Origin of the sequence: Paracoccus sp. (in: a-proteobacteria) (genome assembly GCF_030538495.1) — a bacterium.
Classification (GTDB): domain Bacteria; phylum Pseudomonadota; class Alphaproteobacteria; order Rhodobacterales; family Rhodobacteraceae; genus Paracoccus.
Genome location: NZ_JAUNTW010000005.1, coordinates 233,617 through 253,781, shown reverse-complemented (window position 1 = coordinate 253,781; position 20,165 = coordinate 233,617). Strand labels below are relative to the sequence as shown.

The following is a 20,165-nucleotide window of genomic DNA, read 5'->3' as shown; positions in this document are numbered from 1 at the left end:
GAGTGATCTGAATAAGATCGCTTAACGGAAAACCCGCCCATCTGGGCGGGTTTTTCGTTGTGTATGGGGGCCGAGGTGAGGGGGCGAGAGCGCCGGGGGCCAGCCCCCAGCCCGCCCCACGGGGGCGGGCGTTCGACGGGAAAAAGGTCCACCGAACCTTTTCCTGACCCGTCTCACCCCCCGGGATATTTGGGCCAAGATGAAAGAGTGGGGGGCGATTCTTGAGTGGACCAGCCCACCCCACGGGGGTGAGATTTGACGGGAGAAAGGTCCGCTGAAGCTTTTCCTGATCCGTCCCACTCCGGGATATTTGGGCCAAGATGAATGGGGGCGACGGCCTATAAATCGGGCCTTTTCCCGGCGACGGCCCGTTTTTCCTCAAGCAGAGTTGCGAACGGCATCAGGACCGATTCGTTAAACAGCCCCGCCCAGAGCGACAGACCTTGCGGCACGGGCCGCGTCTCTGCCCCGGTCTCATCGCCAGTCACGGGACGTTTGGCAAATCCGGTGCGCAGTTGCAGGCAGGGATGGCCCGTGAAATTCGAGGCAACCAGCATCGGACCGGTCAGCGCAGGGCCGATCAGAATATCCACCTCGCGGAACAGATCATCCATGGCGGTCATCACGCGATAGCGCAGGCGATCCAAATTGACGTGATCCACGGCAGACAGGAACCACGACCGGCGCAGCAGGTTGGGCCACGCCGCGTCATCCTGACGCCGCAACAGGTCGTCGCCGCCATCCAGACTGAGCGCCGCGAAGGTTGCACGTCAGACCTGCAAGCAACTGTGGTTTTCGCGGGGCAGCGGATGGGCCGGTATGGACCGACGGGCCGATTAGCCTGTCGGCAAAGTCGAGCTGTTCAGCGCCGTCGCGTCATCTGTTCCCGACCACGCCCCGCCTGCGTGATGCGGGGGCGGGGCGGGTATTTTATCGAACGCGCGGTTATCTTTCGGCCCCGATGCGGCAAACAGTGTCAGGGGAGCCACCCGCGTTCCGCATACCGCTTGGGGACTATGCCACCGATGGATCACGCCAAAATCGCCGATCTGCTGCGTCATCTGCCTGCGGGCGCAGGGACGCGGCGTGGGTATGTGACGCATTATGTTTATGGACCCGATGCGCGGCTGCGGCGAATGCGCACTAAGATCAAGCGGCGCCATCCCGTCGCGATGTTTGCGTTTGCAAACAAGGGCGCGACGATCACCCTGCCGATACGGTTGGAACCGGACAACCTGATGCAATGCGCCGCTTTCATTGACAACAGCGCGGTTGAGGCCGGGCTGGATTATGACGGGTTCACTATTTCGCTGGGTGAAGCCCCGGATCAGACAGCGCAGGAACCGCTGGAAAACCACGCCCCGCCCGGAACCTATCTGCGGTTTGCGCTTGGCGCGGGGCGGTTTGGTTATGTTCTTTTTCTGGCGGGAAATCAAAAAGATGGGTATATCTTTGATTGTCTGGCACAGATGGATGACGGAACGTCATTCCCGGAACGGCTGGCCGAAGCGCCGCGTTTATACCGCCAGCCGGTGCAGGGGATGATGGACCCGGCAGAGGTTCAGGTCGTGGGTCCGGCTCCGGGGCTGCGCTATCCCATCACGGTTCATTTTCGAATGGCCACCGACCATCCCGCACCCGACGAACTGGCCGCACTGGCCGCGCAATATGGCGTGGCCCCGGACCGCATCGAAGAAGATTGGTTGACGCTGCTGGAACGGCTGGCCGCGGCGGGGCGCAGGATCAGCCGCAGCGATCCGGTCGCCTCGACCCCGCAACTGAAACGCAGCGGGCGTATCGCATGGGCCGACGGGCACGCCCTGCCCCGCAAAAACGCCGCCGAATGGCCCATGCCGTTTGGCAACCTGATCACGCTGGATCGGTTGCGCGCGGCGCTGACCGGGGGCGCCGACATCATCGCGCTGACCGACGCGACCCATTAGCCCCCCTATAACACCATTTCGAACAGCGGCAGCAGGGCCGCGCCGGTCGCGGCGGGGGATTGGGTGACCTGAGCTGTGGCGATGCGGAGCATGGGGCGGGGGCGACCATAGCGCGTGCCTCCGTGCAGGTCGGTGCGTTCGATCAGCATATCGCCCATAAAGCCCGGCAATTCGCCGCCCAGAATGATCAGTTCGGGGTCGCAAATCGCGGAAATCGAATTGATCGCGCGGTTATGGGCGGGGGTCACATCGTCGATCCACTCTATCAGGCCCGGCGTGTCGGGGGTCAGGTCGTGCAGCATCTGGTTCAGCGTCAGATCGGGCCGCGTGCGCCGCATCCGGTCCAGCAGCAGATGCAGCGCCGGGCGGCGGGGCATTTCATCGCGCGAAAACATCCCCGACAATTCGCCGCTGTTGCCAAAGGCCCCACGCATCAGCCGCCCGTCCACGATCAACCCGCCGCCATAACCGTGATTATGCGCGATATAGACAAAGCTGCGGGTGCCGCGACCGTGACCAAAAAACGCCTCGGCCAGGGCGGCGGTGTTGGCGCCGTTATCGACCCAGACCGGCAGGTTCAGCGCATCGCCCAGACTTGGGGCCAGCGGGGTCAGCGACCAATGTTTCAGCGGTTGCGGGGCGTTCAGGGTGCCGTCCTGCACGAAATATCCCGATACGGCCAATCCGACGCCCAGCGTGCGGGCGCGTCCGTCGGGCTGATCGGCCAGCATGTCGTTCACAACAGAGATGATGCGGGTCATGTCATCCGACAGATCATCCGATTGCGGCCCCAGATGGCGCATGGCGATCAATTCGCCAAAGCCCATCAGCGCCACAACGATGGACCCGACATTGACCGCAACGCCCACGGTCAGGCACCAATCGCGGTCGGGCGACAGGTTGGGGCTGCGCGGCCCACGACCCGCCGGTGATTCGGGTTGGTCCAGCCGGATCATCCCGCGCTGTTGCAGGCGTTCGATAATGCGGTGCAGCGATTGTTGGGTCAACTCCATCGGCGCGGTCAAGGCGGCGCGGGAAATGCCGGGGCTGTTCCAGACAAAACGCAGCAATTCCCGTTCGTTACGCGACACAACGACATCAGCGTGGCCTTCGCGCCAGAACGCCGGGGGAATATGATCCTGCGGATTGTAGACTGCCATAATTAATTTACCCTTAATGCGTAAATACGCCTTGCGGGAAGACACCTGCCTGACCCCTTGCTTACACAGACAGGACAAAAAGATGAAAGCCCTTCTTGTTTCGGCGTCGCTGGTCGCACTGGCCGCCCCGGCCTTCGCTGCGGATATTGAATTTTGGTATGGCCTTTGGCGGCACCGGCGAAAAAGCCGTGCAAGCCCATTGCGAAGCGCTCAACGCGTCGCAGGCCGACCACAAAGTGACCTGCATCAACCAAGGTTCCTATGAGGAATCCATGCAAAAGGCGATTGCCGCCGTCCGGTCGAACCAGCACCCGGTTCTGATCCAGTTCTTTGACGCGGGCACGCTGGATCTGATGCTGTCGGGCGTGATGGAACCCGTGCAACAGGCGATGCCGGATGTGGATTGGTCATCCTATATCGCGGGCGCGCGGTCTTATTACGAAACATCCAAGGGCGAACTGTATTCGCAGCCCTACAACGCCTCGACCCTGATTTTTTACGGCAACAAAGAATTGCTGGCCAAAGCGGCGTGGACGCCCTGCCCGAAACCTATGAACAGGCGATCGAGATTGCGCAGAAACTGAAAGACGCGGGCGTGGATTGTCCGCTGGCCACCGACGGCCATCCGTGGCGCGTGCTGGAACAATTCGCCGCCCGTCACAACGCGCCGGTCGCGTCGAATGGCAACGGCTTTGGCGGGCTGAACGCGGAATATGTGTTCAATGACGGCCTGACTGCGCAGCACATGGCCAATCTGGCCCAGTGGCGCACCGATGGTCTGCTGAAACTGGACGCCGACACCCGCGCGGGCAAATACACCGACGCGTTCAACGCCGGTGAATGTGCGATGATGGAAAACTCGACCGGCGGTTACGGCGCGACCTTTGCCGCATTGGGCGACAAGATGATCACCGGTTTGGCCCCGATGTATGCCGGCGTTGACCGTCACAACACGCTGGTCGGCGGTGCGTCCATCTGGCTGATGAAGGGTCACGACGACGCCGACGTCACCGCCGCCAAGGCGTTTCTGGATTTCGTCCGTCAGGCCAATCAGCAGATCGAGATGACCCGCATCACCGGCTATGTCCCCGTCACCACCGACGTTCTGGCGGCGATGCAGGAACAGGGCCTGACCAACGACCCGGCCTTTGGGTCGGCCGAATTGGGAATTTCGTCGATGGAACAGCCCGCCGGTGACAACAGCCGCGGCATCCGTCTGGGCTTTTACGTCCAGTTCCGCGACATCTTCCGCGAAGAAACGCAAAAAGCGTTCACCGGCCAGCAGGACATGCAAACCGCGCTGAACACCGCGAAAAAACGCGGCGATGAATTGCTGCGTCGTTTTGAACAAACCTATCGCGGTGTTGACCTGCCGTAAGTGATGTTGGGCCGTCCCGCACAGGGGCGGCCGCCTTTTTTCCCCGCGCACGAAGGTTCCCATACCCCCGTCCTATCCCAACCGCTGGGCGACATTGCTGTTGTCGCTGCCCATGATCCTGATCGTGGTGATGTTTTTCTACATCCCGATCTATCTGTCGTTCTGGTGGTCACTCACGCTGGAACGTCCCTTTGGCGGCGGGTCCGAATTTGTCGGCCTGCAAAACTATGCCCGCGTGTTGTCCGACCCGATTTTCTGGGACGCGACCTGGCGGACCTTTGTGTTCACGATCTTTGGATCATCGCTGGCGATCATCGTGCCGCTGGTTCTGGCGATTGCGGCGGATCGCGCATGTGCGCCTGTCCACGCCGTCGCGCAACATTCTGATCTGGCCCAAAGGCATTGCGGGCGCGTCCATCAGCGTGGTTTTTGCGTTTCTGTTCAACCCCTTTGTCGGCATCATGGCGCCGCTGAACGATCTGTTCCCCGGCATCTGGAGCCCCGGTCTGGACGGCACCGACGCCTTTGTCATGCTGCTGGTCGCACATATGTGGAACGGGGTTCCGTTCAATTTCGTGATCCTGCTGGCGGGGTTGCAGGCGGTGCCGCAATCCATGCACCAAGCGGCGGCGATTGACGGCGCAAGTCCATGGCGGCGCGTCTGGGATGTGCAAATCCCGATGCTGGCACCGCAATTGTTCCTGACCTTTGTGTTAGAGTTCACCGAATCCGTCGTGTCGGCCTTTGCGCTGATTGACACGATGACGCAGGGCGGACCGGGGGGCGCGACGCGGCTGCTGGTCTATAAAATCTATCAGGACGGGTTCAAAGGTTACGACCTGTCGGGTGCCGCCACACAATCGGCCATCCTGATGGTGTTCGTGCTGATTCTGGCCGCGTTCCAGTTCTTTTATCTTGAAAAAAAGGTGCGCTATGAACGGTGACATTATCGAAGACACCCGCAGCATCGACCGCACCGCCAATATCATTCTGGCCATCGGTCTGATCTTTATTCTGGGGCCGCTGGTGTTCACCTTTATCACCGCCAGCCAGAGTTACGAACAATTCCTGCGCGACGGGCTGACGCTGATCCCCGGCACGGCGCTGTTCGACAATATAGCCAAGCTGCTTGAAACAACCCGCATCCCGGCGCAGGTCGTCAACAGCTTTATCGTGGCGCTGATGGTGGCGGTGCTGAAATGCACGTTTGCGTTCCTGACCGCCTTTGGTCTGGTGTTTTTCCGCGTCCGCTATGCCGGCGTGATTTTCGGGGTCATCATGGCCACGATCATGCTGCCGATGGATTTGCGGATTGTGACCACCTATCAGGTGGTGTCGAACATCTTTATGCCGCTGAACGGGCTTCTGGACATCACCGGGCTGAACGCGGCGATTGCGCATATCTTTGGCAACCCGCTGCAATTGCGGCTGAATCTGCTGGACAGCTATTCGGGGATGGTGCTGCCCGCATTGGCGACCGGAACCGGCGTGTTCATGATGCGTCAGTTTTTCCGCACCTTGCCCGGTGATCTGGTCAAGGCCGCGCAGATGGACGGCGCGAACTGGTTCCGGTTCATGATCGACATTGTTCTGCCGCTGTCGCGCACCAACCTGATTGCGCTGTTCATCCTGATGTTTCTGGGCGGCTGGACGATGTATTTGTGGCCGTTGCTGGCCTCGTCCACGCCCGCGATGCAAACCGCCGTTGTCGGTCTGGCGCGCCTGTCGCCCAGCAACGAAGGCGAAGTCCCCGATTTCCCCCTGATTATGGCCGGCGCGATTATGGTGTCGATCCTGCCGCTGCTGATGATTGCGTTTTTGCAACGCTATATCGTTCGCGGCCTGAACCTGACGGAGAAGTAACCATGTCCCAGATCACCTTGAACGCCGCCGATATTCAGCTGGACCGGCTGACAAAATCCTATGGCGATAATCTGTCATCCCCGGCATTGACGCGACGCTGGCCGCGGGTCAGTTCACCGTTATTCTGGGGCCGTCGGGCTGCGGGAAATCCACGCTCTTGAATATGCTGGCGGGGTTAGAACGCATCAGTTCGGGCCGCATCCTGATGGGCGGGCGCGAAGTTCACGATCTGGCCCCCAAGGATCGCGGCGTGGCCATGGTGTTTCAGAACTATGCGCTTTATCCGCATATGACGGTGGCCGATAATATCGGTTACGCGTTGAAAATCGCAGGCGTGGCGCGCGATGAACGCGCCCGCCGCGTGATGGATGCCGCGCGCACCGTCGCCTTGGGTGATTTTCTGGAACGCCGCCCCGGTCAGTTGTCGGGCGGTCAGCGGCAGCGGGTGGCGATTGCCCGCGCCATTGTGCGCGAACCGCAGGTGCTGCTGTTTGACGAGCCGCTGTCCAACCTTGACGCGCAATTGCGCCACGGCACCCGGATGGAGCTGGCGCAGCTTCACCGCCGCATCGGCGCGACATCGGTGTTCGTGACCCATGATCAGGTCGAGGCGATGACACTGGCCGACCGCATCATGATCCTGAACAAAGGTCGGATCGAACAATATGACACGCCGCACGCGATCTATCACAGCCCGGCCAGCACTTTTGTTGCGGGCTTTATCGGCGCGCCGCCGATGAACCTGATTGACGTGGACGGCGCGGATGGGTCGCTGATGCTGGCGGGAGTGGGTGCGGTCGCGCGCGCCGGTGTTCGCGGGATGCACAGCATGGGCATCCGCCCCGAACAGATCCGCATCACCGGTCGCGGCATCCCCGTGACGGTGCAATATGCCGAAGATCTGGGCAGCCATGCCGTGCTGGTCACGACGCTGCCGGATGGGCAAAGCCTGCACATCTCGGCCCCGCTGTCGCGGCGTGTGCAGGGGGGTGAGGTGTTGCATATTGACCGGCCCAGCACCGCGCTGCATCTGTTCGACACCGCCACCACGAAACGCATCGACACGCCGATCAGCGCCGCCACTGGCGCGGTGATGGCCTGACCCCTTGGCCCTGCTGCGCGTGCAGCGGGGCAACCCTCTGATAAGAAGACTAAAATGGCCCCGAAACGCACCGATTCCCTTGACTACCTGACCGGCCGCCTGTCCGGCCTGCCCCGCCCGCATTGGATCAGCGAACCCGGCGGCGGCGGGAAATTCACCCCCGCAGGCCGCGTGCTGCCCTTTCCCGGCAATACGACCGTGTTTCACATCGACCCCGCCAGCGATGCCCATGCCGCGTTAACGGACATGCAAAACGCGCTGAAGGCGGGGCCGGATGCGGGGCATTTCACCTTTTTGCCGCCCGACAGCTTTCATATGACGCTGTTTCAGGGCGTGTCGGGCAATCCGCTGTCGCGCGATCACTGGCCGGGTGACGTGACCCCGGATGCCAGCCGCGATGCGTTAAGCCGGGTGTTTCAGGACCGCCTGGCCGGTCTGGACGTGCCGCAAGGGCTTCGCGTCCGCGCCACCGATCTGTTCGCGGGTCACAGCGTGACGGTGCAGGGCGCAACCGATGCCGACGAACAGGCGTTGCGCCAAGCGCGCCGTCAGATGCGCGACCAGATGCGCCTGTTCCCGCCGCATTTTGACGATTATGTGTTTCATATCTCATTGTCTTATGTCACGCATTGGCTGGATGATGCGGCCGCGCGCCGGGTCATCGCGCTGTCGGACGATCTGCACGCCCATTTTGGCGCGCGCCTGTCGGATATCCGGCTGCGCACGGCCGAGTTCTGCACATTCGACGATATGTATCACTTTGCGCCGCTGATGCCGCTGCGCCAGACCGAAAAGGCCGCCCGATGACCCTGTCTGATACCGAACGCAGCGCCCTGATTGCCGCCGTGCGCGATGCCGCCCGCACGCATATCCTGCCGCGCTTTCGGTCGCTGTCGCCATCTGACATTGCGTCGAAATCCGCGCCCGATGATCTGGTGACCGCCGCCGATCTGGCATCGGAAGCGGCACTGACCGACGCCGCCCGCACCATCCTGCCCGGCTGCGTCGTGGTGGGCGAAGAAGCCGCCGCCGCCGACCCTGCTTTGCCGTCGCGTCTGATGTATGCGGACACGGCGGTCATCATCGATCCGGTGGATGGAACATGGAATTTCGCGCAGGGTCTGTCCACGTTTGGCGTGATTTTGTCGGTGATGCGCGGCGGTCAGACGGTGTTCGGCCTGCATTACGACCCGCTGAATGATGACTGGATTTGGGCCGGCCTTGGTCAGGGGGCATGGCTGGACCGCAGCACCCAAGGCGGCGGCACCCACCGCCTGACCCTGCCCCAAGCCGCGCCACGTCCGGCCTCGGCCCTGTTCGGGATGCTGTCGCCATGGCTGTTTGATGCGAGCAAACGCAGCGCCGCCATTGCGGCGCAAACCCAGTTCGCCCGCACCGCCGCGCTGCGCTGTTCCTGCCACGAATACCGCCTGTTGGTTCAGGGCAGCGTGGATTTTCTGCTGTCGGCCACGGCAAAGCCCTGGGACCATGTGGCGGGCGTGCTGCTGACCGCCGAGGCCGGGGGCGTATCGGCCATGCTGGACGGGTCGGATTATATCCCCGGCATCAGCGAAGGCACCCTGATCAACGCGCGCAATGCGGGCGAGCTGGAAACCATCCGCAAGACGTGGTGGCAGGCTATGGGGTGAGCGCCGGGGGCCAGCCCCCGGACCCCCGGGATATTTAGGCCAAGATGAAAGAGTGGGGGCGGTTCTGATTCTGCGAGGGGCTGGTTGCCCCTGCGCCGTCGCGAGCTTAGATAGATGCAAAACCGATGAGGCCCGCGATGACCAAACCTGTTGTGCTGTGTATCCTTGACGGCTGGGGCCTGTCCGAGACACCCGAACACAGCGCGCCGGCCTGTGCCGATACCCCCAACTTTGACCGGCTGATGGCGGAATGTCCGAATGGGCGGCTGATCACCTATGGTCCCGATGTGGGGTTGCCGACCGGCCAGATGGGCAATTCCGAGGTGGGCCACACCAATATCGGCGCGGGGCGCGTGGTCGCCATGGATTTGGGGCAGATTGATCTGGCGGTTGAGGATGGCAGCTTTGCCAATCATCCGGCGCTGTTGGATTTTGCCGCGCGGTTGCGCGACACGGGCGGGGCGGCGCATCTGATGGGCGTGGTGTCGGATGGCGGCGTTCACGGGCATCTGTCGCATGTCTTGGCGGCGGCGCGGGCTGTGGCGGATCAGGGCGTTCCCGTCATCATTCACGCCATCACCGACGGGCGCGATGTGGCCCCCGACAGCGCCGTTGGGTTCATGGCCGCGTTGCAGGATGGCCTGCCGGTCGGGGCGCGGATTGGCACGGTGATCGGGCGGTATTACGCCATGGATCGCGACAATCGCTGGGAACGGGTCGAACGCGCCTATCGCGCGATTGTGGACGGGATCGGCGAGGATGTGACAGAGCCGCGTCTGGCGATTTCGACCGCCTATGGCCGCGATCAGCTGGACGAATTCATCCCGCCCTTTATCATCGACGGCTATAACGGCGCGCAGGATGGCGACGGGTTTTTCTGTCTCAATTTCCGCGCCGACCGTGCGCGGGAAATTCTGTCGGCGGTCGCGGATCCTGATTTCGCCGCTTTTGATGTCAGCGACCGGCCCGAATGGGCGGGCGTTTTGGGCATGGTCGATTACAGCGCGCGGCACACCGAATTCATGCAGACGGTTTACCCCAAACAGCAGGTCGCCAACACGCTGGGCGCATGGGTCGCGGCCAAGGGCCTGCGTCAATTCCGGCTGGCGGAAACCGAAAAATACCCGCATGTCACGTTTTTCCTGAACGGCGGCAAGGAAACGCCCGAACCCGGCGAGGATCGGTTTATGCCCGCCAGCCCCAAGGTGGCGACCTATGATCTGGCCCCCGAAATGGCCGCGGATGAGGTCAGCGATCAGTTGGTTGCGGCGATCCATGGCGGCTATGACCTGATTGTGGTGAATTACGCCAATCCCGATATGGTCGGCCATACCGGCAGTCTGACGGCGGCCATGGCGGCCTGTCAGGCCGTGGACCGGGGTCTGGGCCGCATGATCGACGCCTTGGATCAGGTCGGCGGCGCGGCGGTGATTTGCGCCGATCACGGCAATTGCGAACAGATGGTTGATCCCGACACCGGCGGGCCGCACACCGCGCACACGCTGAACCCGGTGCCGGTCATCGTTTATCGCGGGCCTGCGGGTGCGTCGGTTCGTGACGGGCGGCTGGCCGATCTGGCGCCCACGGTTCTGGCGCTGATGGGGCTGGATCAACCCGTTGAAATGACGGGGAAATCGCTGCTGTCATGATCCGCCGCCTGTCTCTGACCCTGCTCTTGGCGCTGTCCGCGCCCGTCCACGCCCAGACCGCCAACCAAGCCGTGGCCGAGGCGCAGGACGCCGCCGCCCAATTGCGCGCGGCCTTGGATCAACTGGCCGTGGCGGTCAGCGCCGATGATCAGGTCGTGGCCCTGACCGGCGTTATTCAGGGATACGAAGCGGGGCTGTCCGCTCTGCGCGACGGGCTGCGTCAGGCCACGGCGCGCGAAGACGAATTGCGCGCCCGGTTTCAGGCGCAGCGCGATCAGTTGGCGCGGGTCTTGGGCGCGATGACCGCGCTGCGGCAAAGCCCGGAAACCACGATGCTGCTGCATCCGTCGGGCGCTTTGGCGAATGCGCGGTCGGGGATGATCCTGTCCGCCATCACCCCCGGCCTGCGCGCCGAGGCCGAGGCGTTGCAGGCCGATCTGGACGAAATCGCCACCGTCCGCGCGTTGCAGGCCGATGCGTCGGGGATGCTGGGCAGCGGGCTGGCTTCGGTCCAAGAGGCGCGGCGGTTGTTAACCAGTGCCGTGGCCGATCGCAGCAGCCTGCCCGTGCGTTACGGCGACGAACCGGCCGAGATTCAGACCCTGCGCAATGCCGCCACCAGCATGGATGAATTCGCCCGTGGCATCGCCCGCATGGAAAAAGACGTCGGCCCCCCGATGGAGGATTTCGAAGGCGCGCAGGGCGGCCTGCCTTTGCCGGTGATTGGCACCGTGCTGCGCCCCTATAACGAACCCGATGCGGCGGGGATCCGGCGGCCCGGCTGGGTGATTGGCACCGCGCCCGCGGCCTTGGTGTCAACGCCGTGGCCCGCGACGATCCGGTATCGGGGGCCGCTGTTGGATTACGGCAATGTGATGATTTTGGAACCCGCACGCGGTTATTTGATCATCCTGTCGGGGCTCAATCAGGTATTCGGAGAGGTGGGCGATGTCATCGGGCGCGGCGATCCGGTCGGCCTGATGGGCGGGGCCGAGGTGACGGCCCAGGAATTTGGCGCGCAGTTCGTGATGGACGCGGCGCGCGGCGGTGCGGCAGGTCGGGGCGAAAGCCTGTATCTGGAATTGCGGCGCGGCAATGATACACTGGACCCGGCGGATTGGTTCATGCTGAACCCGATCATCGGGGCCACAGGGAATTAGGCGGAAGGGGCCTTTATGAAACATTATCTGATTGCAGGTATCGGGGGCGTTCTGGCCGGGCTGTTGGCCACAACCCAGATTGCCGGGCCGCTGATTGCGCAGGAAACCGGCCGCAACGCCGCGATTTACGAACAACTGGACCTGTTCGGGAATATCTTTGAACGCATCCGTTCCGATTATGTCGAAGCCCCCGACGACAAAAAACTGATCGAGGCGGCGATCAACGGCATGTTGACCTCGCTTGATCCCCATAGCGGTTTTCTGTCGGCGGATGCCTATTCCGATATGCAGACGCAGACGCGCGGCAGCTTTGGCGGGCTGGGGATCGAGGTCAGTCAGGAAGACGGCTTGGTTAAGGTCGTGTCCCCCATCGACGACACTCCGGCGGCGAATGCCGGGGTCGAGGCGGGCGACATCATCAGCCATGTGAACGGCGAATCGCTGCTGGGGCTGCAACTGGATCAGGCGGTTGACATGATGCGCGGGCCGGTCGGGTCCGAAATCACCATCACCATTCTGCGTCAGGGCGAACCCGAACCCTTTGATCTGACCATGACGCGCGACACCATCAAAATCACCGTGGTGCGCAGCCGCGTGGTGGGCGACGCCATCGTTCTGCGCGTGTCCACGTTCAACGATGAAACCTATGACGCGCTGAAAAAAGAACTGGAAAAAGCCGTGGCCGAGATCGGCGGCATCGACAAAGTCACCGGCTTTGTTCTGGACCTGCGCAACAATCCGGGCGGGTTGCTGAATCAGGCGATCAGCGTGTCGGATGCGTTCCTTGATGCGGGCGAAATCGTCAGCACGCGCGGGCGCAACCCCGAAGAAAGCGAACGCTGGAACGCGGAACCCGGCGATTTGGCCAATGGGTTGCCGATGGTGGTTCTGATCAATGGCGGGTCGGCCAGTGCGTCGGAAATTGTCACCGGCGCGTTGCAGGATCACCGCCGCGCGATTGTGGTGGGTGAGAAATCCTTTGGCAAAGGCTCGGTCCAGACGGTGATGCGGGTCACATCCGACAGCGCCATTCGTCTGACCACAGCGCGGTATTACACGCCGTCGGGGCGGTCGATTCAGGCCATGGGGATTCAGCCCGATATTCTGGTCGCCCAACCCCGCCGCAGCGCCACGACGGACGACGAAACCAGCCCCCGCAGCCAGTCCAGCTTTAGCCGGTCCGAGGCTGACCTGCGCGGCGCATTGGGCAGCGAATTGTCCGACGAAGAACGCAAACTGATCGAAGACGAAGCCGCCGAGGTTCAGGCGACCGCCAAACTGCGCGAAGAAGATTATCAACTGGCCTATGCCGTTGATATTCTGAAAGGTTTGTCGGCGGTCAATTACCGCGCCGATCAGGTGCCTGCGGATGCGACCCCGGCTGTGACCGGCGAAACCGCAGCGGGGGGCAGCAATGGCTAAGCCCCTGCCCTATCGCGATTGCGCGGGCGTGGTGTTGATTAACGCGCAGGGGCTGATCTGGGCCGGGCAGCGGCTGGACCGCCCCGGCGCGTGGCAGATGCCACAGGGCGGCATTGATGCGGGCGAAACCCCGCATCAGGCCGCGTTACGCGAACTGACCGAGGAAACCGGCATCGACCCCGCCCATGTGCAGGTGTTGGACGACACCGGGGCGTGGGTCTTCTACGACCTGCCGCCCAGCCTGTTGGGCAAGGTGTGGAACGGGAAATATCGCGGCCAGCGGCAGAAATGGCTGTTGCTGCGGTTTCTGGGCGATGACGGGATGGTGCGCATTGACACCGACCACCCCGAATTTGACCGCTGGCAGTGGATGACGGCGGATGCGCTGCTGGACAGCATCGTGCCGTTCAAACGCGATGTGTATGAACAGGTCTTTGCCGAATTTCGCGCGCATCTGGCCTGATGCGCGCCTGCGCTGATGGAACGGGCGGGCCGGATCAACCGGCCTGCTGCATCCCCTGACGCTGCGCCTGACCGGGCCGGACCAGCGGGAAAATCTGGTCGAACGCCCATGTGAACACATAGGTATAGCCCAGGAAAAAGGTCAGAATCGCGGCTTCGACCCGCAGGGCCTCGATCAGGGTCAGATTGTGCCAGATCATGATTAACGGGATGGTGAACAGAACCAGCCCGCCTTCAAACCCGATGCTGTGCAGGATCCGCGTCCAAACCGTGCGTTTGGTGCGGCCCAGCCGAACCTCGGCCGCCTCGAACATCGTGTTGAAAACCCAGTTCCACGTCACCGCCGCAATCGACACCACAACGGCGATTGCAAAGGACGTCGCGGCTTCGCCCTGCGCCAGCACGGACAGCAGGATCGTGGACAGGATAATGGCAAGCGTTTCATAGCTGGCGACATAGACCAGCCGGCGCGGACGCGCGTTCAGAAAATACATTCGTGGCCCCTTTGAGATTGCCCGAAAACGATGCACCGGTCCGTCCCGCTGCGGTTTCACACATTCTGCGATGGGCCACGTTTTCCGCCCATGGCGCGGCTTAAACCCGATTCGCGCGCGGGGTTCAACCCCTGTGGGTTGGGGTGTGACGGTTGGGTGACGGGGGATTGTTGCTTTACGGCGGGAAAATAATTAACCTAAGGATCCCTAACCCCGATTTCGTCATTCATGTCCTACAAGAGGTAGCACGATGAAACTTCGATGCTTTTTTGCTGTGATTGCGGTTGTTGCCTCGGCCGGGGCTGCGTCGGCTTATTGCCCGATGGCCGTTGGCTACATGATGTTCAAGGCCGCATGGCCGACAGAGATTTACAATTCCTGTGAATATGAACGGATTGAGCCGAAAGCGGACGGGTCAACGTCCTATCTGATTAAGGTCTACGGCATGTCCCGGCCGAGCGACCTTGACGACATCGACCTCAACGACGGATACATCTGGTTCCGCACCGATATTAACGTCCGTGATGGCCACCCCATCACATACGAACACCTTGATCACCACTTTGAAACTCCGCCGGGAACCTTGGTTGATATTCTAACCGACCCCGATTTTCAGCGCGGCTTCCAAACCGCCGCCAAATAAAAAAGCCCGCCTTTCGGCGGGCTTTCAAATCCTTACCGCGACCCGCGCCGCAATTGGTCCAGCAGGGTGGATGTGGGGTAACCGTCCGGGGTCACGCCAATGGATCGCTGGAATGCCGACACGGCTTCCATCGTGGCGCTGCCGAACAGACCGTCGATTTCCCCCTGATAGAACCCGCGTTGCGCCATAAGACGTTGAATTTCGTGGCGTTCATTGGTGGACAGGGGGCGGTCGCTGCGCGGCCACGCGCCCTGAATCCCCGGACGCCCCGCGATGCGTTCACCCAAGAACGCCACACCCAAAGCATAGTTATCGCTGTTGTTATAGCGCAGGATCGACCGGAAATTGTCCATGATCAGGAAGGCCGGGCCGCGCGCGCCTGCGGGCATGATGATCGACCCGGACCCGGCGGGCAACGCGCCGCCACCGATGCGGCGCACGCCTTGGGCGGACCAATCGGACCGGCGGGTGCCTTTGCCGACCAGGCTCATGTTAAAGCCTGCGGGCAGTTGCACCTCGGCCCCCCAGGTCTGGCCGCGATTCCAACCGTTACGGGCCAGATAGGCCGCGGTTGATGCCAGTGAATCGGTCGGGTCGTCCGACCAGATGTCGCGCCGCCCGTCGCCAGTGAAATCAACGGCATATTCCAGATAGGATGTCGGCATGAACTGCGTGTGACCCATGGCCCCGGCCCATGATCCCAGCATCGCGGACGGGTCCACATCGCCCGCCTGAATGATCTTCAGCGCGGCGATCAGCTGGTTCTGGAACATCTGACCGCGCCGCCCGTCATAGGCCAGCGTCGCCAGAGACGGGATAATCTGCATCCGGCCCCGGTTCGCGCCGTAATTCGATTCCATCCCCCAGACGGCCAGCACGATTTCGCGCGGCACGCCCCAGCGGGCTTCGATCTGGGCCAGCGTGTTGCCGTGGCGCGCCAGCATCTGACGGCCGGTGGTGATGCGCACATCCGACACGGCGCTGTCCAGATACAGCCAGACCGGGCGCGAAAATTCGGCCTGACGGCGGTCAAGGCGGATCACCTCGGGGTTGTAACGCGCGATCGCCATGGCCCGGTCATAGGTGGCGGGCGTGATCCCGGCGGCCAAGGCGCGCGGGCGGAAATCGCGGACGAACCGTTGCAGGCCAGCCTCATCCCCCGGTTGGGCGGCGGGGATGGCGGCGGGGGTCACGGATGACTGCGCCGGATGCGCCGCAATGGGCGTGCGCGCAACGGGCATGGCACAGGATGCCATCGCGCCAATCAGCGCAGTGGACATAAAGAAACGGGTGATGGTCATGGTCTCGCCTGTTTGAACTGCTGTTATTGCCGCTCAGGTTAATGCGGTTCGGCTCGTTTGAACAGGCCGCAAAATCAGGCGATGTGATTGCGGCCCGCGCGCCCGCGCATTAGGATGCGCGACAAACAAAAGTGAAAGACGGCGAACGTGACCTATTGCGTGGGACTGAAACTGAATGCGGGGCTGGTGCTGTTGTCGGACACACGCACCAATGCGGGGCTGGACAACATTTCCTGCTATCGCAAGATGTTTTTCTTTGAAAACCCCGGCGAACGGGTGATCGCGGTGATGACCGCCGGGTCGCTGTCGGTGACGCAAACCACCCTTGCCCGACTGGACGAGGCGATCAACGACCCGCAGGCCGATGAACGCACATCCATCCTGCTGGCGCCCACGCTGTTGCAGGTGGCCACGATCATCGGGGATACGCTGTGCCGCACGCGCCGCCAGATCGCCGATCAATGCCGCGATCTGCAACAACAGGCATCCGCCAGTATGATCGTGGCGGGCCAGCGTCAGGGCGGCGAGATGCGCATGTTCCTGATCTATCCCGAAGGCAATTTCATCGAAGCGACCGAGGACACGCCCTTTCTGCAAATCGGTGAACATAAATACGGCAAGCCCATTCTGGACCGCGTTGTGACCCCCGCAACCGGGCTGGCCGATGCGCAAAAAGCGGTGCTGCTGTCGATGGATTCCACGCTGCGGTCGAACCTGTCCGTGGGGATGCCGCTGGATCTGGCGGTGATTGAACGCGACGCTTGCGCTGTGACCTTGCGCCGCCGTATTCAGGACGGCGACCCCGATTTCATGCACATGAGCACGGAATGGTCAAACGCCCTGCGCGACAGCTTTGTCAAAGTGTCGATCTGAAAAGGACCGCCGATGTTCACCGTGACTCTGATCGCTGCGACGGATGCCGCCAATCTGACGCCCGACCTGTTCGATGGGGTGCGCGACGCTTGGGCGGGGCAGCCGGGCCGTTGGCTGAACCCCGGCATTGCCGCCGAATTTGACATGCCCGCGCGGCCCGGTGACGCCGAACAGGTCTGGTCGGATTTGCAACAGATCGGCATTGATCTGGTGATTCAACCGGCCACGGGGCGGCGCAAACGCATCCTGCTGGCTGATATGGATTCGACCATGATCGAACAGGAATGTATCGACGAATTGGCCGATATGGCGGGCGTCGGCGCGCGCGTGGCCGACATCACCGCCCGCGCCATGAACGGAGAGCTGGATTTTCACCAAGCCCTGACCGAACGCGTCAGCCTGTTGGCCGGTCTGGACGAAGGCGTCATCGCGCAGGTGCTGGCCGAACGGATCACTCTGGCCGCTGGCGGGCGGGAATTGCTGGCGACGATGCGCGCGCATGGCGGCTATGCGGCGCTTGTGTCGGGGGGCTTTACCGCGTTCACGCAGGCGGTCGCAGCGGAATTGGGGTTTGATGAACATCGCGCGAATACGCTGCTGGCCGATGGCGGGGTGCTGACCGGGCAGGTCGCGCGGCCCATTCTGGGGCAGCAGGCCAAGGTGGACGCCCTGCACGACATTGCCGCCGCGCGCGGGCTGACGCCGGCGGATGTGATTGCGGTCGGCGACGGGGCGAATGATCTGGGCATGATCCGGCTGGCGGGAACGGGCGTCGCGCTGCACGCCAAACCCGTGGTGGCGGCGCAGGCCCCGGTGCGGATCAATCACGGCGATCTGACGGCGCTGTTGTATATTCAGGGTTACAGCGCCGATCAGTTCGTCACGGCGTAATCGCGGCCACCGTGTCGGCGGCGGGCCGCGCCACGGCCTGCGCGCCTCCGGTGCCGGACCAGAACGCGCCGTAATCCGTATTCCCCGCCGCAATCGCCGCCGCGTTCAGCGCCTTGCCCGCGTCATAGGCGCGGGGATAGGCCGCCGCCCGCCCGTCGCCAAGCCGGGTCAGCGCATTGGCCACGCCCCGCGCGGGACGCCCCGAAATCGCCCGAGTCATCACCGTGTCCTGACCCAAAGCCGCGCGATGCGCCGGTGATGTGGCCGATTCCGGCGCGCGCAAAAACGCCGTGCCGCATTGCACCGCCACAGCGCCCGCATCCAAGGCACCCCGCGCATCGGCCCGCGTCATAATCCCCCCCGCCGCAATCAGCGGCAGCCCGACCGGGGCCAGTTCCGCCAGCAAATCCAATGTGTTCAGCCTCGGGTCAGGGGCTGATGGATCAAACATCCCGCGATGTCCGCCCGCCTGCCACCCCTGCGCCACAATCGCGTGGAAACCGGCGGCGCGGATGGCCTCGGCCTCGGCCCGGTGCGTCGCGGTCGCCCATAACAGGCACCCGGCACCCCGCAGCGCGGTGATCTGATCGGGACGAGGCAGGCCGAAATGGCAACTGACGACCGCAGGCGGCGCGGCCAAGATCACACGCAGCACATCATCGCCCGCGCAAAAACTGGGATAGATATTGCGCAACGCAGCGGGCGGCGCGGCATCAAAGCGCGCGAACTCTGGCGCAAGCTGGGTGATCCACGCCGCGTCGCCCTCGGCGTCGGGTGCGGCGGTGCCGTGACAAAACAGGTTCACCCCAAACGCGCCGCCCCACATGCCGCGCAGATCCGCCATAGCCCGCGCCGCCCCGTCCGCGTCTAATGCGCCGAACGCCAGAAACCCAAACCCCCCGGCCCCGGCCACAGCCGCCGTCAGCGCGGGCGTCGAAGTCCCCGCCATCGGCGCCTGCACCACCTTGCCCCTGAACTGATCCATAACGCCCCCGATATTTGGTTCAGCTTAACGCGGCCAGCCGTTGCGTCCACTCTGGATCGGGGGATGCACAACAGTTCGCCCCAACCGCGGCTGCCAGGCCCGCAACCACTGCCTTGCACTATCCACAACGCCCCGTTCAGACGGGTGCGGATCGACGCATCCATATCGCGCGGTTCGCCGCCGCCCCTGTGGGAGGGAACGACGGCCCACCGCAAACCCATCCGCCCGCATGACGAGCAAGGTTCCCACCGTCCAAGCCGAACCATCCGTCCAACCACAGCCTTCGCGCCCAAGGCAAGCCGCCGTATCCACACCAGCCACCCGCAATATCCATTGCGCGCCCGCTGCAGTTCGGATTTAGATGAACGCCACCCAGCACGGTTGCCCATCCATGATTGACCTGTCCTTTGACCTGATCCTGCTGTTGATCGCAGCCGCCTTTGCGGCGGGGTTTGTCGATTCCATTGCCGGAGGCGGAGGGCTGATTACCCTGCCCGCACTGATGCTGGCGGGGGTGCCTCCGGCGCAGGCTTTGGCCACGAACAAAGTTCAGGGCGCGTTCGGGTCGGCCACAGCCGCGATCAGCTATGCCCGCGCGGGGCTGGTCGATCTGCGCACGCAATGGAAATCGGCGGTCATCGCCGGAGTGGCCTCGGCCGTGGGGGCGGCGCTGATTACGCGCATCCCGACCGACGGGCTGCGCCTGATCCTGCCGGTGATCCTGATCGGCATCGCGGTGTTTTTCGCCGTCAAACCGGGGCTGAGCGACATTGACCGCACCCAGCGAATGACGCCCGCGCTGTTTGCCGCGACCGCCGTTCCGGCATTGGGCTTCTATGACGGGCTGATCGGGCCGGGGGCGGGGTCGTTTTACATGATCGCGTTCGTGTCGCTGGCCGGATACGGCGTTCTGCGCGCAACTGCGCATACCAAGCTGTTGAATTTCGGATCCAATATCGGCGGGTTGATCGCGTTTGCCATATTCGGATCGCCCCTGTGGATGATCGGCATTGTGATGGGGCTGGCGCAGATGGGCGGCGCGAGCTTAGGCGCGCGTCTGGCATCCCGCATCGGCGCGCGCCTGATCAAACCGCTGCTGGTCATCACATCGACCGCGCTTGCGCTGCGGCTGATCTGGCAGATGCTGTGATAAGGCTTGACTCAACCCGGCGCGATGACGGATCACCTAC

General features: G+C 63.1%; 19 protein-coding genes and 1 pseudogene. 15 read left to right on the top strand and 5 right to left on the bottom strand.

Annotation, left to right across the window (positions count from 1 at the left end; all coding sequences use genetic code 11):
- Positions 1–338: 338 nt before the first annotated feature.
- Complete coding sequence (locus tag Q4G20_RS06850) at positions 339–725, bottom strand: hypothetical protein (RefSeq protein WP_303342667.1); 387 nt, start codon at positions 723–725, stop codon at positions 339–341.
- Between the two features lie 300 nt (positions 726–1,025).
- Here Q4G20_RS06850 and Q4G20_RS06845 point away from each other — a divergent pair, with 300 nt between their 5' ends.
- Positions 1,026–1,943, top strand: a complete 918-nt coding sequence (locus Q4G20_RS06845; protein ID WP_303342666.1) for a hypothetical protein — start codon at positions 1,026–1,028, stop codon at positions 1,941–1,943.
- A 5-nt stretch (positions 1,944–1,948) separates the two neighbouring features.
- Here the strand turns inward: Q4G20_RS06845 and Q4G20_RS06840 are convergent, their stop codons facing one another.
- On the bottom strand, positions 1,949–3,103 hold the full coding sequence (locus tag Q4G20_RS06840; protein ID WP_303342665.1) for an ROK family transcriptional regulator: 1,155 nt from the start codon (positions 3,101–3,103) through the stop codon (positions 1,949–1,951).
- 158 nt (positions 3,104–3,261) lie between these two features.
- Between Q4G20_RS06840 and Q4G20_RS06830 the strand changes: the two are divergent.
- The 10 genes and pseudogenes from Q4G20_RS06830 (at position 3,262) to Q4G20_RS06785 (ending at position 13,789) form a co-directional block, all read left to right on the top strand.
- Positions 3,262–4,481 (top strand): annotated as a pseudogene (locus tag Q4G20_RS06830) (extracellular solute-binding protein).
- A gap of 335 nt (positions 4,482–4,816) precedes the next feature.
- A complete protein-coding gene (locus tag Q4G20_RS06825) occupies positions 4,817–5,425 on the top strand; it encodes a carbohydrate ABC transporter permease (RefSeq protein ID WP_303342662.1) in 609 nt (202 codons plus the stop codon).
- A complete protein-coding gene (locus Q4G20_RS06820; protein WP_303342661.1) occupies positions 5,415–6,344 on the top strand; it encodes a carbohydrate ABC transporter permease in 930 nt (309 codons plus the stop codon). Before Q4G20_RS06825 ends, Q4G20_RS06820 begins: the two co-directional genes overlap by 11 nt.
- A 76-nt stretch (positions 6,345–6,420) precedes the next feature.
- Positions 6,421–7,446 (top strand): ABC transporter ATP-binding protein, encoded by a 1,026-nt coding sequence (locus Q4G20_RS06815; RefSeq protein WP_303342678.1) that lies wholly within the window; start codon positions 6,421–6,423, stop codon positions 7,444–7,446.
- Positions 7,447–7,500: 54 nt separating this feature from the next.
- Positions 7,501–8,253, top strand: a complete 753-nt coding sequence (locus tag Q4G20_RS06810) for a DUF1868 domain-containing protein (protein ID WP_303342660.1) — start codon at positions 7,501–7,503, stop codon at positions 8,251–8,253.
- Complete coding sequence (locus Q4G20_RS06805; RefSeq protein WP_303342659.1) at positions 8,250–9,095, top strand: inositol monophosphatase family protein; 846 nt, start codon at positions 8,250–8,252, stop codon at positions 9,093–9,095. Before Q4G20_RS06810 ends, Q4G20_RS06805 begins: the two co-directional genes overlap by 4 nt.
- A 137-nt stretch (positions 9,096–9,232) precedes the next feature.
- A complete protein-coding gene (gene gpmI, locus Q4G20_RS06800; RefSeq protein WP_303342658.1) occupies positions 9,233–10,744 on the top strand; it encodes a 2,3-bisphosphoglycerate-independent phosphoglycerate mutase in 1,512 nt (503 codons plus the stop codon).
- Positions 10,741–11,904, top strand: a complete 1,164-nt coding sequence (locus Q4G20_RS06795; protein ID WP_303342657.1) for a murein hydrolase activator EnvC — start codon at positions 10,741–10,743, stop codon at positions 11,902–11,904. The genes gpmI and Q4G20_RS06795 overlap by 4 nt, the downstream gene beginning before the upstream one ends.
- Positions 11,905–11,919: 15 nt before the next feature.
- Positions 11,920–13,326 (top strand): S41 family peptidase, encoded by a 1,407-nt coding sequence (locus Q4G20_RS06790; RefSeq protein WP_303342656.1) that lies wholly within the window; start codon positions 11,920–11,922, stop codon positions 13,324–13,326.
- The gene (locus Q4G20_RS06785) at positions 13,319–13,789 is read left to right on the top strand and encodes an RNA pyrophosphohydrolase (protein WP_303342655.1); all 471 of its coding nucleotides are present in this window, start codon (positions 13,319–13,321) and stop codon (positions 13,787–13,789) included. The genes Q4G20_RS06790 and Q4G20_RS06785 overlap by 8 nt, the downstream gene beginning before the upstream one ends.
- A 34-nt stretch (positions 13,790–13,823) precedes the next feature.
- Here the strand turns inward: Q4G20_RS06785 and Q4G20_RS06780 are convergent, their stop codons facing one another.
- A complete protein-coding gene (locus Q4G20_RS06780) occupies positions 13,824–14,282 on the bottom strand; it encodes a PACE efflux transporter (RefSeq protein ID WP_303342654.1) in 459 nt (152 codons plus the stop codon).
- A gap of 250 nt (positions 14,283–14,532) precedes the next feature.
- Between Q4G20_RS06780 and Q4G20_RS06775 the strand changes: the two genes are divergently transcribed.
- Positions 14,533–14,925, top strand: a complete 393-nt coding sequence (locus tag Q4G20_RS06775) for a hypothetical protein (protein WP_303342653.1) — start codon at positions 14,533–14,535, stop codon at positions 14,923–14,925.
- 32 nt (positions 14,926–14,957) lie between these two features.
- Here Q4G20_RS06775 and Q4G20_RS06770 read toward each other — a convergent pair whose 3' ends face one another.
- Positions 14,958–16,226, bottom strand: a complete 1,269-nt coding sequence (locus Q4G20_RS06770; RefSeq protein ID WP_303342652.1) for a lytic murein transglycosylase — start codon at positions 16,224–16,226, stop codon at positions 14,958–14,960.
- A 147-nt stretch (positions 16,227–16,373) separates the two neighbouring features.
- On the opposite strand from Q4G20_RS06770, the gene Q4G20_RS06765 reads away from it, so the two are divergent.
- Positions 16,374–17,099, top strand: coding sequence for a proteasome-type protease (locus Q4G20_RS06765; protein ID WP_303342651.1), 726 nt, complete (start codon positions 16,374–16,376; stop codon positions 17,097–17,099).
- 12 nt (positions 17,100–17,111) lie between these two features.
- On the top strand, positions 17,112–17,990 hold the full coding sequence (serB, locus tag Q4G20_RS06760; RefSeq protein ID WP_303342650.1) for a phosphoserine phosphatase SerB: 879 nt from the start codon (positions 17,112–17,114) through the stop codon (positions 17,988–17,990).
- Here serB and Q4G20_RS06755 read toward each other — a convergent pair.
- Positions 17,980–18,975, bottom strand: coding sequence for a nitronate monooxygenase family protein (locus Q4G20_RS06755; protein WP_303342649.1), 996 nt, complete (start codon positions 18,973–18,975; stop codon positions 17,980–17,982). The two genes, serB and Q4G20_RS06755, sit on opposite strands and share 11 nt — an antisense overlap.
- Positions 18,976–19,366: 391 nt before the next feature.
- Here Q4G20_RS06755 and Q4G20_RS06750 point away from each other — a divergent pair, with 391 nt between their 5' ends.
- The gene (locus Q4G20_RS06750) at positions 19,367–20,125 is read left to right on the top strand and encodes a TSUP family transporter (RefSeq protein WP_303342677.1); all 759 of its coding nucleotides are present in this window, start codon (positions 19,367–19,369) and stop codon (positions 20,123–20,125) included.
- The last annotated feature ends 40 nt before the right edge of the window (positions 20,126–20,165 follow it).

What these genes read in the sequence shown, in the direction of transcription:
- Q4G20_RS06810 (WP_303342660.1), top strand. Translation starts at nt 7,501, where the DNA reads ATGGCCCCGAAACGCACCGATTCCCTTGACTACCTGACCGGCCGCCTG.
- serB (WP_303342650.1), top strand. Translation starts at nt 17,112, where the DNA reads ATGTTCACCGTGACTCTGATCGCTGCGACGGATGCCGCCAATCTGACG.
- Q4G20_RS06755 (WP_303342649.1), bottom strand. Translation starts at nt 18,975, where the DNA reads ATGGATCAGTTCAGGGGCAAGGTGGTGCAGGCGCCGATGGCGGGGACT.
- Q4G20_RS06795 (WP_303342657.1), top strand. Translation starts at nt 10,741, where the DNA reads ATGATCCGCCGCCTGTCTCTGACCCTGCTCTTGGCGCTGTCCGCGCCC.
- Q4G20_RS06790 (WP_303342656.1), top strand. Translation starts at nt 11,920, where the DNA reads ATGAAACATTATCTGATTGCAGGTATCGGGGGCGTTCTGGCCGGGCTG.
- Q4G20_RS06840 (WP_303342665.1), bottom strand. Translation starts at nt 3,103, where the DNA reads ATGGCAGTCTACAATCCGCAGGATCATATTCCCCCGGCGTTCTGGCGC.
- Q4G20_RS06785 (WP_303342655.1), top strand. Translation starts at nt 13,319, where the DNA reads ATGGCTAAGCCCCTGCCCTATCGCGATTGCGCGGGCGTGGTGTTGATT.
- Q4G20_RS06780 (WP_303342654.1), bottom strand. Translation starts at nt 14,282, where the DNA reads ATGTATTTTCTGAACGCGCGTCCGCGCCGGCTGGTCTATGTCGCCAGC.
- Q4G20_RS06820 (WP_303342661.1), top strand. Translation starts at nt 5,415, where the DNA reads ATGAACGGTGACATTATCGAAGACACCCGCAGCATCGACCGCACCGCC.
- gpmI (WP_303342658.1), top strand. Translation starts at nt 9,233, where the DNA reads ATGACCAAACCTGTTGTGCTGTGTATCCTTGACGGCTGGGGCCTGTCC.
- Q4G20_RS06805 (WP_303342659.1), top strand. Translation starts at nt 8,250, where the DNA reads ATGACCCTGTCTGATACCGAACGCAGCGCCCTGATTGCCGCCGTGCGC.
- Q4G20_RS06770 (WP_303342652.1), bottom strand. Translation starts at nt 16,226, where the DNA reads ATGACCATCACCCGTTTCTTTATGTCCACTGCGCTGATTGGCGCGATG.
- Q4G20_RS06750 (WP_303342677.1), top strand. Translation starts at nt 19,367, where the DNA reads ATGATTGACCTGTCCTTTGACCTGATCCTGCTGTTGATCGCAGCCGCC.
- Q4G20_RS06775 (WP_303342653.1), top strand. Translation starts at nt 14,533, where the DNA reads ATGAAACTTCGATGCTTTTTTGCTGTGATTGCGGTTGTTGCCTCGGCC.
- Q4G20_RS06845 (WP_303342666.1), top strand. Translation starts at nt 1,026, where the DNA reads ATGGATCACGCCAAAATCGCCGATCTGCTGCGTCATCTGCCTGCGGGC.